Consider the following 14,751-nt stretch of genomic DNA (forward strand, 5'->3'; position numbering starts at 1 on the left):
CGGCGACCTGCGCTGGTTCGTCGACCCCATCGACGGAACGGCCAACTTCGCCGTCGGCCTGCCGTTCTTCTGCGTGTCCATCGGCGCGGCCCTGGGCGGCGAGCTGGTGGCCGGCGTCGTCTACGACCCGGTGCGCGACGACATGTTCACCGCCACGCTCGACGGCGCCACCTGCAACGGCGAACCGATCCGCAGCCGCGGCGCGACCCGCGACGACACCGCCGTCGTCGCCACGTCCTACCCGAGCGCCTACGACCTGAGCCTCGGGCGCGAGGAGGCGCTGCGGCGCTACGGCCGGATGGTCGACGCGTTCGCCACCGTCCGCCGCCCGGGCAGCGCCGCCCTCACCCTCGCCCACGTCGCCGCCGGATGGACGGACGCCGCCTACGACTCGTCCATCAACGCGTGGGACATCGCCGCCGGACTTCTGCTGGTCAGGCAGGCGGGCGGAACGTACGTGCCGCTCGGCGGCGAGCCCGGCGGCGACGACTGGGAGGCCCCCGGCTACCTGGCGTGCGTGGCCGGCTTCGACCTCGCCGGGTCCGTCATCGCCGAGGTCGCGGACTACAAGGGCGCGGGGGCCTGAGGATCCGCCCGCGAGCGCGCCCCGTGGTGGTTTGACAGCCCTTCGTGATCTTGACCAGACTCGGCGGCGCCGGCGGCGCGACCCGGCGCCGCGCGCTCGCGGACAGGAACGGTGAACGATGATCGATGCGCTGGTGGGACGGGGGACCCGGTGACTCCGGCCGGGTCCCGGGCGGAGCGGATCGCGGGGCTGCCGGAGGTGCGGGCGGTGCGTCCGGGTGCGGTGGCGGAGGCGGCTCGCGGGCGGGTGAGGCGTGCGTCGCTGCTGGGTGGTTCGGGTCGGTTGATGTTGGTGGCGGCTGATCATCCGGCTCGGGGTGCGCTGGCGGCGGGGGGTGATCCGCTGGCGATGGCCGATCGGGGGGAGTTGCTGGATCGGTTGTGCACGGCGTTGGAGCGTCCGGGTGTGGACGGGGTGCTGGGGACGCCGGATGTGATCGAGGATCTGCTGTTGCTGGGCGTGCTGGACGGCAAGGTCGTGGTCGGTTCGATGAACCGGGGCGGGCTAGCGGGGGCGTCGTTCGAGATCGATGATCGTTTCACCGCGTACGGGGCGGGTGCGATCGCGGCGTCGGGGTTGGACGGCGGGAAGATGCTGTTGCGGGTGGATGACGCCGATCCGGCGACGGTGCGCACGTTGGAGGCGTGTGCGGGTGCGGTGTCCGAGCTCGCGGGGCGGGGGTTGATGGCGATGGTGGAGCCGTTCGTCTCGCGGCGGGTGCAGCGGCGGGTGCGCAACGATCTGTCGCCGGAGGCGATGACGCGTGCGGTCTCGATCGCGTCGGGGTTGGGGGAGACGTCGGCGTACACGTGGTTGAAGGTGCCGGTGGTGGCGGAGATGGAGCGGGTGATGGCGGCGTCGACGCTGCCGGCCCTGCTGCTGGGCGGGGAGGTGGCCGCCGACCAGGGCGCCGCGCGTGAGGGGTGGCGGCGGGCGCTGCGGCTGCCGACCGTGCGGGGTCTGGTGGTGGGCCGGTCCCTGCTGTATCCGCCGGACGGCGACGTCGCCGGGGCCGTCGACGCCGCGGTGGACCTCCTCTGAGGCGGCGCTCCGCAAGCCCGCGGGCACTCCCGGTCAGTGCGGACCAACGTTGTCCTGGGGTTTCTCCTCCCGGCCAGTGATCGTTCATACCCGGTTCAGGGACGGCGACCAGGCTCCCGCGTGATCCCCTTACGTGAAGGAGTGCCCATGTCCGTGACCCGTCGCGGAGTCGTCAAGGGCGGCGCGGCCGGCGCGCTGTCCATCGCCCTCGCCGGAAGCCTGGACGGAATCTTCCAGACGTCCGCAGGCGCCGATACCGGGGAGGCGTACGGCTACGGCCCGCTGGTCCCCGACCCCAAGGGCGTCCTGGACCTGCCCAAGGGCTTCTCCTACAAGACGCTGTCGGTGGAAGGCGAACCCATCTCCGAGGGCGTCGTCGTCCCCGGGCACCACGACGGGATGGCCACGTTCTCCGGCAGCCGCCACGGCCGCACCCGGCTGGTGCGCAACCACGAGCAGAGCAACAACGGCACCCGCGCCGTGGGCCGTCCCGAGCTGACCTACGACCCGGCCGCCAACGGCGGCACCACCACGCTGGAGGTCGACAGCCAGGGCGACCTGCTGTCGCAGTACGTCAGCCTCGCCGGGACGTCCACCAACTGCGCGGGCGGGCGGACCCCGTGGGGGACGTGGCTGACCTGCGAGGAGACCGAGGGCTTCACGGGCCAGACCAAGAGCCACGGGTGGGTGTTCGAGGTCGACCCGACCGGCCGCAGGACCGAGCCCGTCCCGCTCACCGGGCTCGGCCGGTTCGCGCACGAGGCGGTCGCCGTCGACCCGCACACGCTCACCGCGTACCTGACCGAGGACGCCTCCAAGCCGTTCGGCCTGTTCTACCGGTTCCGGCCCCGCGCCCACCGCGGCGGCTACCACGCCTACATGTCGGGCGGGAGGCTGGAGGCGCTGAACGTCCCCGGCGTCCCGGACCTGTCGGCCGTCCAGGAGCCCGGGACGCGCCTGCGCGCCGGATGGGTGGAGGTGCCCGACCCGTCGGCGAAGCAGACGTCCGTCCGCAAGCAGTTCGACACGATCACGCGGAGCCAGAAGCTCGAAGGCGCCTGGTGGGGCCACGGCAAGGCCTACTTCGTGTGCAGCTACTCCCGGAAGTCCGACGGCGGCGCCGCCGACCACGCCGGGCAGGTCTGGACCTACGACCCGCACCGGAACGAGATCGAGCTGCAGCTCGTCTTCAAGCCGGGCGGGCGCTTCGACGGCCCCGACAACATCACCGTGTCCCCGTACGGCGGCGGAGTGATCCTCGCCGAGGACGGCGACGGCGAGCAGTACCTCGTCGGCACCACCCGCCGGAACGAGCCGTTCGCGATGGCCCGCAACGCCCTCAACGACAGCGAGTTCACCGGCGTGACGTTCTCCCCGGACGGGCGGATCCTGTTCGCCAACCGCCAGTCCGACCCGGGAGCCACCTTCGCGATCACCGGGCCCTGGCACCGCCTGCGCGGCTGAGGGCCACCGGCACGGCGTCCCCGGACGGGGCGAGCCGCTCGACACGGCTCGCCGGGGGCGCCGTGCCGCGTCCGCGACCCGCCGGAAACCTGCGCACCCGGTGGAAGGACCCCGCGCTCTTGCATCCCCATGTCCCCGATCGTGGCACGATCGGGGACGGGGGATCGTCTTCCCGATGGGGTCCCGTCAGATCGGAGCGTGATCGTGGTCGTGGTTCTCGTCCTGGCCGGCGTGGCCGTGCTGGGCGCCGTCGTCGTCCTCGCCATGGGCCGGGGCGGCGGGCTGGCCGAGGCCCATCCCGACTATCCGCCGGTCAGCGTCGACGCCGAGGGGCGGCCCGTCATCGGCTGGGAAGGCTCCCACCTCCGGTTCCCCCGGACTCTGTGGGGGTACCAGCCGCACGTGACCGAGGACGCGTTCCACCGCCTCACCGAGGCCCTGCACGAGCGCGACGTCCGCGTGGCGGACCTGGAGCGGCAGCTCGACGACGTCCGCGAGCGCGCCGGCGACGACGAACCGGCCGGCCCGGTCGGGGCCCTGCACGGCATCGAGGAGCCCGGCGCCCGGGTGGCGCTCGGCAAGGAGTCCTTCGAGGCGGACGCGGAGGAGAGCCGGTGAGCGCGGTCGCGGTCCACGCGGAGGCGGTCTCGGCGGCCCCGCCCGAGCGGCTCTTCGACGTCCTCACCGACTGGCCGCGGCACGCCGAGTGGATGCCGTTCACCCGCGCGGAGGGCGGCGACCAGGTCGGCGACGAGCTGCGGGCGTGGACCGGCGTCGGCCCGGTCGGCTTCCTCGACACCATGGTGATCACCGACTGGCGGGCCGGCCGCCGCGTCGCGGTCCGGCACACCGGCCGCGTGGTGCGCGGCGAGGCGTTCTTCAAGGTCGTCCCGGAGGGCTCGGGCAGCCGCGTCATCTGGGCCGAGCGCGTCGACCTGCCGCTGGGCCCCCTCGGCCGCGCCGCCTGGCTGGTCGCGGGGCCGGTCGTGAAAGCGTTCATGAGGCTCGGGCTGCGCCGCCTCGCCGTTCTGTCGCAGCCATGAGGTAGAACGGGCGCGTGAGCACCGCGATTATGGGCGAGGACGGGCTGGCGCGCTGCCCCTGGGGGCTGTCGGCGCCCGATTACGTCGCCTACCACGACGACGAATGGGGCCGTCCGGTCCGCGACGACCAGGGCCTCTACGAGCGGCTGTGCCTGGAGGCGTTCCAGTCGGGCCTGTCGTGGCTGACGATCCTGCGCAAGCGCGAGGGCTTCCGCGCCGCGTTCCACGGCTTCGACCCCGAGAAGGTCGCCGCGTTCGGGCCGGACGACGTCGAGCGCCTGATGGCCGACGCCTCCATCGTCCGCAACCGCGCCAAGATCGAGGCCACGATCGCCAACGCCCGCGCGGCCCTCGACCTCCCCGGCGGCCTCGCCGCCACCGCCTGGCGTTACGCCGACCCCGACTCCCCGTCCTATACCGACATGTCCGAGGTTCCCGCCTACACCGACGCGTCGAAGGCCCTCGCCAAGGAGCTGAAGAAGCACGGCTTCCGCTTCGTCGGCCCCACCACCGCCTACGCCCTCATGCAGGCCTGCGGCCTGGTCGACGACCACCTCACCGGTTGTGCGTTCTCTGCGTCCTCGCGGTCGTAGGGCCCGGGGGCCCTCCGACCGCGAGGACGCTGCGATCGCTAGCATCGCTCCGCCTCGCCTGGCGGCTCGCTGCGCGATCGCGCACCTTGGGGTGGTCGCCGGCTGAGGGGCGCGCGTTCGATCAAGGCCGATCAGCGGATTGGTGATGCGATGGCCACTGCTCTTCTCGCCGGGAGGGCCGAGACGGCGAAGGTGACGGCGGCGGCGCCGGTGATCACTGCGGCGTAGAGCCACCAGGGGGCGTTCGGGGTGAGGAACGAGCTGCCCGTGGCGAGGTGCAGCAGGGTCGCCGTGCCGAGCGCCGTGCCGAGGCCGAGGAGGCTGCCGAGCAGGACGACCGTCGCGGCCTCCCAGCGGACGATCGAGCGGATCTGCGCCGCCGTCGCGCCGACGGCGCCGAGCAGGCCGAACTCGCGGGTCCGCTCGCCGACGCTCATCGACACCGTGGTCGCCATCCCGAACAGGGCGAGGACGAGCGCCATGCCGATGAACCCGTAGATGACGCTCATGCCCTTGGTCATCGCGTCGGACGCCGCCTTCACGTAGCCGGCCCGGTCGACCACCTTGAGGCCCGGCGCGTCCGCGAACGCGCGGGACAGGTCCCGCTCGGCGCCGCCGCTGACGAGCACGACCTGCGCGGCCGCGGTGGGGTCGAGCCGGTCCATCGTGGCTTCCGAGACCAGCGCCTGGTCGGCGAATAGGTGGGACGGGTCGTGGTAGGTGGCGGCGACGGTGAGCGCGACCCTGCCGCGGGCGCCGCGCACCACGATCCGCTGCCCCTTCTTGATCTTCTGGCCCTTCATGATCGTGGACGTGAGGGCGATCTGGCCGTCCCCGAGGCGCGGGAGGCGCCCGCCGAGCCTCAGCACCGCCGGCAGGACGTTCTGGTCGGCGCCCGTGACGGCGAGGTAGACGGGCTCCGGGGCCTCCTCGGGCGACGGCCTCCGCGGCGGGGGAGAGACGAGCTTGACCTCCGACGCCGTGAGCGCCGCGGCGGCGGACACGCCGGGCACGGCGGCGGCCTTCCGGGCGGCGTCGCGGGGGAGGGGCGCCTGCCCGTTCGAGGTCATCCCGGTCGCGGTGATCGCGTGGTCGGCCCGCATCACCTCCCGGCCGGCCTCGTCGAACCGCGCGCCCACCGACAGGACGATCAGCGCCGTCGAGGCGACGAGCGCGACGCCGAGCATGAGGGAGGACGCCGCCGACGACACGCGGCGCGGGCTGCGGGTGATGGTGGCGCGGGCGAGCCGCCCGGCCTCGCCGCTCACGGCCGTCCCGACGCGGCCGACGAGGCCGCCGAGGGGGCCGACGAAGAACGGGGCCAGGACGGCGAGCGCCGCCACGGTCGTCATGCAGCCCATGAGGGTCATCACGCTGGTGCCGGCGGTGCGTTCGGGGCCGGGCGGCTCCTCGTAGCGGATGCCGAAGACGCCCCCGAAGAAGATCCAGGCGCAGGCGAACACCGCCAGCGCGCCGAGGAGGCGCGGCCAGCGGCGGCCCGCCGTCTCGGTGCTCGCGGCGCGCAGCGCCTGCATCGGGGAGATCTTCGCGGCGCGGCGCGCGGCGCGCCGGGCCGCGAGCTGCGTGACGAGGATCCCCGCCGCGGCGGGGACCGCGAGCGCGATCCAGCCGTACTGCGCGTCGGCGGCGGAGATGTCGAAGCCGTCCTGGGCGAACAGGTGCGTGAGCAGGGCCGACACCGGGTAGCCGAGCGCCACGCCGCCGACGGAGGCGACGGCGCCGAGGGCGAGGGCCTCGAACCGGATCAGCCGCCTGATCTGCCGGGGCGTCGCGCCGATCGCGCTGAGCAGCGCGAGCCGCTTGGTTCGCTGCCGGACGAGCGTGCCGAACGTGTTGGCGACGACGAACAGCCCCACGAACACCGCGACGGACGAGAGCATGCCGATGGCGCCGCCGATCGACGCGCCGGCGCCCTCCAGGTCGGCCGACTGGGCGCGCCGGACCTGCGCCGCCGTGCGGACGGTGACGTCCTTGCCGAGGTCGCGGGCGAGGGCGGCGCGGAGTCCCGACGCCGGCCCGCCCGACGCCTTGACCCAGACGCTCTGCCACGTCCCCGCCGGAAGGCCCGCCGCCTGCGCGACGGTGGCGGGGGGCGCCAGCACCAGGTCGCCGCTCGCGACGGAGCTGTGCCCCTGGACGGTGACGACGCCGACGATCCTCATGTCCCGGCTCTGCTTCGGCAGCAGCACCTTCAGGGTGCCGCCGACGCCGAGCCCGCCCGCGCGGGCGATGTGCCGGGTGACGGCGACCTCGCCGTCGGCGGCGGGCGCGCGGCCCGACTCCAGGCGGTAGGGGTTGAGGCGGCCGTCGGAGGTCCACGGCCGCAGCGACGTCCCCGCCCCCGCGGGCGGCAGGATCGGCTCGCCGTCCGCGCCGCTCGCGGTCACCGGGACGGTCGCGTCGCCCGCGACCGCCGCCACGCCGGGACGTCCCGCCACGGCGGCGAGCGCGACCCGGCCGTCCGGGGGCGAGTAGGGGTCGTCGGGGTCGGCCGAGCCGCCCTGGACGAGCACGTCCGCGCGGGAGTACTCGCTGGCGTCGCTGCCCGACACCGCCTCCTGCGCCCGCATCGTGAACTGCAGGGAGCCCGCGATCAGCCCGATGGAGAACACCGCCGCCAGCAGCGTGGCGGCCAGCCGCGTCCAGCTTTCGGCGAAGGAGCGGCGCGCGATCAGCCACATGACCGTCAGCCCTCCATCCGGCGCATCACGGCGTGGACGCCGTCGACCGTCGGCGCGGGAAGCTCGTGCACGATCATCCCGTCGGCCAGGAACAGCACCCGGTCGGCGTGCGCGGCGGCCGCCGGATCGTGCGTCACCATGATCACCGTCTGCCGGTAGGCGTCCACCGCGCGGCGCAGGAAGCCCAGCACCTCCGCCCCCGACCGGGAGTCGAGGTTGCCGGTGGGCTCGTCGGCGAACAGCACCTCGGGCCGGGTCAGCAGCGCCCGCGCGACCGCGACGCGCTGCTGCTGCCCGCCCGACAGTTCGCTCGGCCGGTGCGTCAGCCGCTCCCGCAGTCCGAGCGCGTCCACGATCGTGTCGAACCACTCCCGGTCGGCGCGCCTGTTCCCCAGGCGCCCGGTCAGCCGGATGTTCTCCTCCGCCGTCAGCATCGGCAGCAGGTTGAACGACTGGAACACGAACCCGAGCCGGTCGCGGCGCAGCCTGGTCAGCCGGGTCCGCGACAGCCGGGTGATGTCCACGTCCCCGATCATGATCGAGCCGGAGGTCACGGTGTCGAGCCCGGCCAGGCAGTGCAGGAACGTCGACTTGCCCGAGCCGGACGGCCCCATGATCGCGGTGAACCGGCCCCGGGGGAAGGCCGCCGAGACGCCGCGGAGCGCGGTCACCTCGTTCTCGCCCGCCCCGTAGGTCCTGACGACGTCGCGGGCGACGGCGACATGGTCGTGGACCTGTCCGGCGAGGGATGCGGCGGCTGTCTGCGTCATGCCGTCCAGCAAACCGCCGGGCGCCCCCGGCCCACATTGACGCGGCCTCCCCACTTCTTACGGGGGAAGCCCCCACCCCCGCCCCCGGGAGAGCCCGAGGACCTAGCGGCCTTCGAAGACGGGCTGCTGCTTCTTCAGGAACGCCTCGGTCGCGTTGTGGTGGTCGCTCGTCCTCTCGCACTCGTCCTGGAGCTCCGCCTCGCGTTCGAGCGCGGACGCCAGGTCGTGGGTCGCCGCGTGGTCGAGCGCCGCCTTGACCGCGCCGTAGGCGACCGTGGGACCGGACGCCAGGCGGCGCGCCAGCTCCACCGAGGCCGGGGCCAGCTCGTCGGCCGGGACGACCCGCGTCACCAGCCCCAGCTCCAGGGCCTCCTGGGCCTTCACCGGCTCGCCCAGCAGCAGCAGTTCGGTGGCCTTGGCGCGGCCCACGAGGCGCTGGAGCGTCCACGACATGCCACTGTCGGGAGCGAGGCCGATCCCGGTGAACGCGGTCGCGAACCGGGCCCTGTCGGACGCGACGACCAGGTCGCAAGCGAACGCCAGCGACGCTCCCGCGCCCGCCGCCACGCCGTTCACCGCCGCCACGACCGGCTTGCGCATGCCCGCGATCGCCAGCACGATCGGGTTGTAGTGCTTGCGGACGGTGTCGTCCAGCCCCCGGCCCGCGGCGAGGTTGTCGCCGTGCTCGCGCAGGTCCTGGCCCGCGCAGAACGCCCGCCCCGCGCCCGTCAGGACGACCGCGCGGACGGCCGGGTCGGCGGCGGCCCGCACCACCGCCGCGCGCAGGGCCTCCTTCATCTCGACGGTCAGCGAGTTCATCCCGTCGGGGCGGTTGAGTGTGATTGTCCCCACTGCGCCGGTCACGTCGTAGAGCACGGTCTCAGACATCGTCGTCCTCTCGGTCCTCGGTAGATCTTCCCAGGCCACCTTCGACGAACACCGGCGCCCTGGGCAAGGGCGGTCCCGCCCGGTGCGGCGGTCCGCGGGCGGGCGGAGCGGCCCTGCGGCCCCCGCCGATCCGGAGGCCCGGAGCGGTCCGCGACCTGCGTCCGCGTGCCCCGGCTGCCGATCTGGAGGCTGATCGTTACCACTTCGCGCCCGGAAGACGAGATAATGGACCACTACTGATGACGCGGATGCGACACGCGGCCACGCGGCCAGAGGTGTGCGAGGCCGCGGCCCTACTTAGGAAGGGGATGCACGCATGGCGGCGATGAAGCCGCGGACGGGAGACGGTCCGCTCGAAGTGACCAAGGAGGGACGCGGAATCGTCATGCGGGTCCCCCTCGAAGGCGGCGGCCGCCTCGTGGTCGAGCTCTCCGCCGACGAGGCCAAGGAGCTCGGCGAGGCCCTCAAGGACGTCGTGGGCTGACGGCCCGGCGTTCCCGGCCTTCTGGTGACGGTCCCGGCGTCGGCGCCGGGGCCCTTGCCATTTCCGTGACCATCCAGCGCGACGATCCAGCGCGACGATCCAGCTCGACCAGGGGGACCACCGCCATGCCCATCGAGACCCGCATCCACGGCGCCGGCGGCACCGTGTCGCAGACCGCGGTCGACCTCGGGGCCGAGGTGGTGGCGGTGCCCGTCCGGTCCGGCCCCGCCGCCCCGGCGGCGGAGGTGGCGGCCTCCCTCCCCTTCACGCTCGACGAGCTGCTCGCGCTGCACCAGGCCAAGGGCGAGCCCGGTGAGATCGTCGCCACGCAGGTCCGCGTCGGCGACCGGATACGGGAACTGCTCCTCTACGGCGTGGGCGAGGCCGCCCCGGCCGACCTGCGCAGGGCCGGAGCCGCGCTGGCCCGCCGCGGCAGGGGGCGCACGGCGCTCGTCGCGGGCGTCCCGGACGGCGACCTCGCCGCCTTCGTCGAGGGCGCGCTGCTCGCCTCCTACGAGTTCAGGATCGGCGCCGCCCCGCCGAAGAAGGCGCTCGGCACCCTCGCGGTGCTGACCGAGGCCGGCCCCGGGTCCGACGCCCCCGCGATCGAGCTCGGCACCGCGCGGGCGCGGGCCACCGCCCTCGCCCGCGACCTCGCCAACACCCCGTCCGGCGAGAAGGACCCGTCGTGGCTCGCCGCCCAGGCGGAGCGCGTCGCCGGCGAGTCCGGCCTGACCGTCCGCGTGCGGGGCGAGAAGGAGCTCGCGGACGAGGGGTTCGGCGGCCTGCTGGCCGTCGGCGGCGGCTCGGCCCGCCCGCCCCGGCTGATCGAGCTCGCCTACGACCCGGGAGACGCCGGCGGGTCCTCCCCGCGCCACGTCGTCCTCGTCGGCAAGGGCATCACGTTCGACAGCGGCGGCCTGTCGCTGAAGCCGAACGAGGGCATGAAGACGATGAAGACCGACATGGCGGGCGGCGCCGCCGTCATCGCCGTGATGAGCGCGCTCCGGGCCCTCGGCGTCCGCGCCCGCGTCACCGGTCTGGTCGCCGCGGCGGAGAACATGCCGTCCGGGTCGGCGATGCGCCCCGGCGACGTGATCACCCACTACGGCGGGACGACGTCGGAGGTGCTGAACACCGACGCCGAGGGACGGCTCGTCCTCGCCGACGCGCTCGCCTACGCCGACGCCCGGCTCGACCCCGACGCGGTGGTGGACGTCGCGACGCTGACCGGCGCGGCCAAGGTCGCGCTCGGTCTGAAGCACGCGGCCCTGTTCGCGAGCGACGACGCCCTCGCCGAGGAGCTCACCCGGGCCGGGGCGGCCGCCGGAGAGCCCGTGTGGCGGCTCCCGCTGGTGGAGGAGTACCGCACCGCGATCGACTCCGACGTCGCCGACGTCAACAACATCGGGCGCGGCGGCTACGGCGGAGGCTCGATCACGGCGGCGCTGTTCCTGCGCGAGTTCGCGGGCGAGCGGCCCTGGGCGCACCTCGACATCGCCGGGCCCGGCCGCTCCACCTCCGAGGACGCCGAGATCACCCGCGGCGCCACCGGCTACGGCGCCCGCCTCCTGCTGGACTGGCTCACGGCCTGACCGGGCCTCGCGGTCCGGCGCCGGTCACCTGCTCCGGCGGTCGATCACCGGGACGCGGCGGCGCCGCCTGGCCTGCTTGACGATCTCCGGAAGCGTCGCGTCCCAGCCCGGCTCGACCGCGAAGCACCACGGGACGGCCGCCGCCGTGGCGGGCACGTCCCGCATCGTCAGCGCCACCAGCGGCGCCCGCTCGGACGTGCGCGCCATCTCCGCCAGCTCCGGGGTCGGCAGGAAGACCAGGTAGTCCTGCTCGCCGCGGCGGGTGCCGCCGACGCCGCGCCGCAGCGCCGCGATCGCCGCGACGTCGTCCCAGGGCAGCGTCCGCCCGGACCGGCGCGGCAGCGGCCAGCGGGCGGGACGCCGCACCCCGCCGCCGTCGAGCTCCAGGACGGGCCGCCGCGACAGCATCGCCCCGGCCGACACCAGCAGGCCCGCCCCGAACAGGCCGAGCCCCGCCACCCCCAGCACCATGACCGCGACGCCGCCGACGGCCGCGCCGCGCATCGCGCCGCCCGCGACGAAGGCCGCCGACGCCAGGAAGAGGATCACGAACGCGGCGACCCGCCACATCCCGCGCCAGGTGATCCGCACCCGGACCGCGAACGCCTCCCCGGCGGCCCGGTCGCGCTCGACGTCCTCAGTCACGCCTGACGGCGCAGAGCAGGCCGTCGCCCACCGGCATCAGCAGCGGGACGAGCCGGTCGTCCTCGCGGATCATGCGGTGCACCTCGCGGATGGCCTCGGTGTCGGGGTCGCGCCGGTCGGGGTCGGCGACCCGGTCGTGCCAGAGCGCGTTGTCGAACGCGACGACGCCGCCCGGCCGCAGCAGCCGGAGCGCGTCCACCAGGTACTCGGGGTACTCGCGCTTCGCCGCGTCGCAGAACACCATGTCGTAGGCGCCGTCGGTGAGCCGCGGCAGCACCTCCAGCGCCGGGCCGATGATCATCCGGGTGCGGAAGCCGGACAGGCCCGCCTCCCGGTAGGCCTGCTTGGCCAGGCGCTGGTGCTCGGGCTCGATGTCGACGCTGGTCAGCACCGCGTCCTTCGGCATGCCGCGCATCAGGTAGACGCCGGACACGCCGCAGCCCGAACCGACCTCCACCACCGTCCGCGCGCCGATCAGCGTGGCGACGAAGCGCAGCGCGGCGCCCCCGGCCGGGCCGATCGGCGTCGCGCCGACCTCCTGGCCGCGCCGCCTGGCGTTCAGGAGCGGCTCGTCCTCGGGGAGGAAATCCTCCACATAGGCCCGGGTGGCCTCAATGGCGTCGATGGCTGCCTCCTCGTGGGACCCCCGCATGGCTCATGCTGGAAAGACCATATCGTTGCAGGGGAACCAACTGGCGTTTCAGTGCGTTGTTACCAACACAGGCAAGCACCGAGTCGGTATCAGAACCGCCCCAGCCCAGGCGAGACCGTGCCGTTCCAAGGCGAGACCTTGGCTCACGAGAGAGGAACAGCCCGGCACCATGGGAGTCGCAGCACTCAGTTTCAGAAGCGCTGTGGGGGTCGGCGCCAGGCAGGGTCTGGGAAACGCCGCTCGCACCCGAGAGAACGCACCCGAGGCAGAATGGGCGCCGCCGTCCTGGGACGAGGTCGTCCGTGAGCACTCCGCCCGCGTCTACCGGCTGGCCTACCGCCTGACCGGCAACCAGCACGACGCCGAGGACCTCACGCAGGAGGTCTTCGTCCGCGTGTTCCGCTCGCTGTCGAACTACACGCCGGGCACGTTCGAGGGCTGGCTGCACCGGATCACCACGAACCTGTTCCTCGACATGGCCCGGCGCCGCCAGCGCATCCGCTTCGAGGGTCTCGCCGACGACGCCGCGGAACGCCTCCAGGGCCGCGAGCCGACCCCGGCGCAGGCGTTCGACGACAGCAACTTCGACGCCGACGTCCAGGCCGCGCTCGACGCGCTGGCTCCCGACTACCGCGCCGCCGTCGTGCTGTGCGACATCGAGGGCCTGTCCTACGAGGAGATCTCCGCGACCCTCGGCGTCAAGCTCGGCACCGTGCGCAGCCGCATCCACCGGGGGCGGGCGCAGCTGCGTTCGGCGCTGGAGCACCGCGCGCCCACCCGGCGCCGGCCCGGGACCAGGAACGACTACCAGGCCGCCGACGCGGCCTTCGAGGGCGAGCCCGGGGGAGTGCACGCGGCGGGCGGCGTCCGGCCGCTGCCGGAGGGCGTGTAAAGCTGTGCACCGCGCGCGGGGCGGGACCGCGCGCCTGACCGAACGGAATCGACGGAGGCGGCGTGAGTTGTCTGGGGGAGCGTCTGACCGCGCTGGTCGACGGTGAGCTGGGGGACGAGGAGCGCGAGCGCGCCCACGCCCATCTCGCGGGATGCGCCCGCTGCCGGGAGGAGGCCGACCAGCTGCGCAGGCTCAAGGGGAGGCTGCGGGGCCTTTCGGAGCTGCCGGCGACCGACGGCACCGACGACCTGCCGTCCCCCGACTTCCTGAGCCGGCTCCGCACCCTGCCGGAAATGTCCGGTCTTCCCGGCGGTCCCGCGGCTCCTGAGGCACCCGTTCCCGGCCTGTCGCCGAAGTCTCCCGTGCCGCACCCGGGCCCGCACCCCCGGCACCCCTCCCGGCCGCTTCGATCATCGGCCCGTCCCGCCAGGCCGCCGCACGCCGCCCGCCCGCGCGACAACCGCCCGGCCGGGCACGCCGCCGCGATCCGCGTCCAGCCCCGGCGCCGCTACCTCGTGGTCGGCGCCGCCACCCTGTTCCTCGGCCTCGGCACCGCCTCCTACGTGGCGGGCGGCCGCCAGGACAGCCCCGCCGTGACGCCCGCCTTCGACCGGTTCGCGGTCGAGCACGCGCTCACGTCCGGCGACGCGCCGATGACCGATCCGCTCACCGACCCGGTCAACCAGATCCAGGTCTCCCCGAGCCCGTGAGGCGGGCGGCTCCGCCGGGCCGGCGCCGGCGCGGCGCCGTCCTGGCCGGCGGGCTCGCCGGCGCCCTCGCGCTGGCCGGGGCGCTCGCCGGCGACCCCGCCTCCGTCCGCCGCGCCCGCACCGACCCGAGCGCCCTCGCGCTGCTGCGCGCCGCCGCCGACGCCGCCCGCCGCGTCCCCTACGAGGGCCGGCGGTTCCTCACCACCCGCGGCGGCGGCCGGGCCGCCACCTCCCGCGTCGTCGTGTCGCACACGCCGGGCGCGGGCATCCGGTACCGGTCCGGGCCGAGCGGCGAGGGGTACCGGCCGGAGTCCTCCGCCGGGGACACCACCGGCTTCACGCCCGCGACGCTCGCGCTGCTGACCCGCAACTACGCGGTGGTGCGCGCCGCGGACGGGTCGGCCTGCGGCCGTCCCGCCCGCGTCGTCGAGGCGCGCCGCGCCGACGGCAGCCCCGCCGGGCGCTTCTGGATCGACCGGGACACCGGTCTGATGCTGCACCGCGAGCTGATCGACGCCACCGGCCGTCCCGTGATCTCCACCGGCTTCACCGAGATCAGCTTCACCCCGTCGCCCGTCGAGCCCTCCCCGCTCGGCCGCCCCCTCGGCGGGCCCTCCCGCTTCCCGGGGGCCGCCGCGGGCGGCCCCGCGGAGTCCGCCGGCGCCCGCACCGCGGGCGCATGGGGC

The 14,751-nt window shown here is 74.7% G+C and carries 16 protein-coding genes; 11 read left to right on the forward strand and 5 right to left on the reverse strand.

Annotated elements, in window-relative coordinates; translation table 11 throughout:
- The 6 genes from ABWI04_RS37500 to ABWI04_RS37525 form a co-directional block, all read left to right on the forward strand.
- Positions 1-586: inositol monophosphatase family protein (locus ABWI04_RS37500; protein WP_353835343.1), on the forward strand; the 586-nt coding region annotated here is incomplete at its 5' end.
- Positions 587-736: 150 nt separating this feature from the next.
- Positions 737-1,627, forward strand: a complete 891-nt coding sequence (locus ABWI04_RS37505; protein ID WP_502913211.1) for a Cgl0159 family (beta/alpha)8-fold protein — start codon at positions 737-739, stop codon at positions 1,625-1,627.
- A 147-nt stretch (positions 1,628-1,774) separates the two neighbouring features.
- Positions 1,775-3,091 (forward strand): alkaline phosphatase PhoX, encoded by a 1,317-nt coding sequence (locus ABWI04_RS37510; protein WP_353835344.1) that lies wholly within the window; start codon positions 1,775-1,777, stop codon positions 3,089-3,091.
- 198 nt (positions 3,092-3,289) lie between these two features.
- Complete coding sequence (locus ABWI04_RS37515; RefSeq protein WP_353835345.1) at positions 3,290-3,709, forward strand: hypothetical protein; 420 nt, start codon at positions 3,290-3,292, stop codon at positions 3,707-3,709.
- A complete protein-coding gene (locus ABWI04_RS37520) occupies positions 3,706-4,134 on the forward strand; it encodes an SRPBCC family protein (protein ID WP_345180021.1) in 429 nt (142 codons plus the stop codon). The genes ABWI04_RS37515 and ABWI04_RS37520 overlap by 4 nt, the downstream gene beginning before the upstream one ends.
- Before the next feature lie 14 nt (positions 4,135-4,148).
- Positions 4,149-4,727 (forward strand): DNA-3-methyladenine glycosylase I, encoded by a 579-nt coding sequence (locus tag ABWI04_RS37525; RefSeq protein ID WP_353835346.1) that lies wholly within the window; start codon positions 4,149-4,151, stop codon positions 4,725-4,727.
- A gap of 131 nt (positions 4,728-4,858) precedes the next feature.
- On the opposite strand, the gene ABWI04_RS37530 is transcribed toward ABWI04_RS37525, so the two are convergent.
- From ABWI04_RS37530 to ABWI04_RS37540, 3 genes are all read right to left on the reverse strand, one after another.
- On the reverse strand, positions 4,859-7,429 hold the full coding sequence (locus tag ABWI04_RS37530) for an FtsX-like permease family protein (RefSeq protein ID WP_353835347.1): 2,571 nt from the start codon (positions 7,427-7,429) through the stop codon (positions 4,859-4,861).
- Positions 7,430-7,434: 5 nt separating this feature from the next.
- Positions 7,435-8,199, reverse strand: a complete 765-nt coding sequence (locus tag ABWI04_RS37535) for an ABC transporter ATP-binding protein (protein WP_353835348.1) — start codon at positions 8,197-8,199, stop codon at positions 7,435-7,437.
- A 102-nt stretch (positions 8,200-8,301) separates the two neighbouring features.
- On the reverse strand, positions 8,302-9,087 hold the full coding sequence (locus ABWI04_RS37540) for an enoyl-CoA hydratase-related protein (RefSeq protein WP_345180027.1): 786 nt from the start codon (positions 9,085-9,087) through the stop codon (positions 8,302-8,304).
- Between the two features lie 316 nt (positions 9,088-9,403).
- Here ABWI04_RS37540 and ABWI04_RS37545 point away from each other — a divergent pair, with 316 nt between their 5' ends.
- Both ABWI04_RS37545 and ABWI04_RS37550 read left to right on the forward strand, forming a co-directional pair.
- Entirely contained in the window at positions 9,404-9,571 is a 168-nt protein-coding gene (locus ABWI04_RS37545; RefSeq protein WP_083980698.1) for a DUF3117 domain-containing protein, read from the forward strand.
- A 125-nt stretch (positions 9,572-9,696) separates the two neighbouring features.
- Positions 9,697-11,166 (forward strand): leucyl aminopeptidase, encoded by a 1,470-nt coding sequence (locus tag ABWI04_RS37550; RefSeq protein WP_353835349.1) that lies wholly within the window; start codon positions 9,697-9,699, stop codon positions 11,164-11,166.
- A 24-nt stretch (positions 11,167-11,190) separates the two neighbouring features.
- Here ABWI04_RS37550 and ABWI04_RS37555 read toward each other — a convergent pair whose 3' ends face one another.
- Together ABWI04_RS37555 and ABWI04_RS37560 are read right to left on the reverse strand one after the other, a co-directional pair.
- Positions 11,191-11,811 (reverse strand): hypothetical protein, encoded by a 621-nt coding sequence (locus ABWI04_RS37555; protein ID WP_345180030.1) that lies wholly within the window; start codon positions 11,809-11,811, stop codon positions 11,191-11,193.
- Positions 11,804-12,463, reverse strand: coding sequence for an O-methyltransferase (locus tag ABWI04_RS37560; RefSeq protein WP_345180031.1), 660 nt, complete (start codon positions 12,461-12,463; stop codon positions 11,804-11,806). Before ABWI04_RS37560 ends, ABWI04_RS37555 begins: the two co-directional genes overlap by 8 nt.
- A gap of 169 nt (positions 12,464-12,632) precedes the next feature.
- Between ABWI04_RS37560 and sigE the strand changes: the two genes are divergently transcribed.
- The 3 genes from sigE to ABWI04_RS37575 all read left to right on the forward strand — a co-directional run.
- Positions 12,633-13,355 carry an RNA polymerase sigma factor SigE gene (gene sigE / locus ABWI04_RS37565; protein ID WP_345180033.1) on the forward strand — a complete coding sequence of 241 codons (723 nt, stop codon included), beginning with the start codon at positions 12,633-12,635 and terminating at the stop codon, positions 13,353-13,355.
- Between the two features lie 62 nt (positions 13,356-13,417).
- Entirely contained in the window at positions 13,418-14,065 is a 648-nt protein-coding gene (locus ABWI04_RS37570; RefSeq protein ID WP_353835350.1) for an anti-sigma factor family protein, read from the forward strand.
- Positions 14,062-14,751 (forward strand): sigma-E factor regulatory protein RseB domain-containing protein (locus ABWI04_RS37575; RefSeq protein ID WP_353835351.1); only part of this gene is annotated, 690 nt, incomplete at its 3' end. The genes ABWI04_RS37570 and ABWI04_RS37575, both read left to right, overlap by 4 nt.

Origin of the sequence: Actinomadura sp. NPDC000929 (genome assembly GCF_040492065.1) — a bacterium.
Lineage (GTDB): Bacteria > Actinomycetota > Actinomycetes > Streptosporangiales > Streptosporangiaceae > Spirillospora > Spirillospora verrucosospora.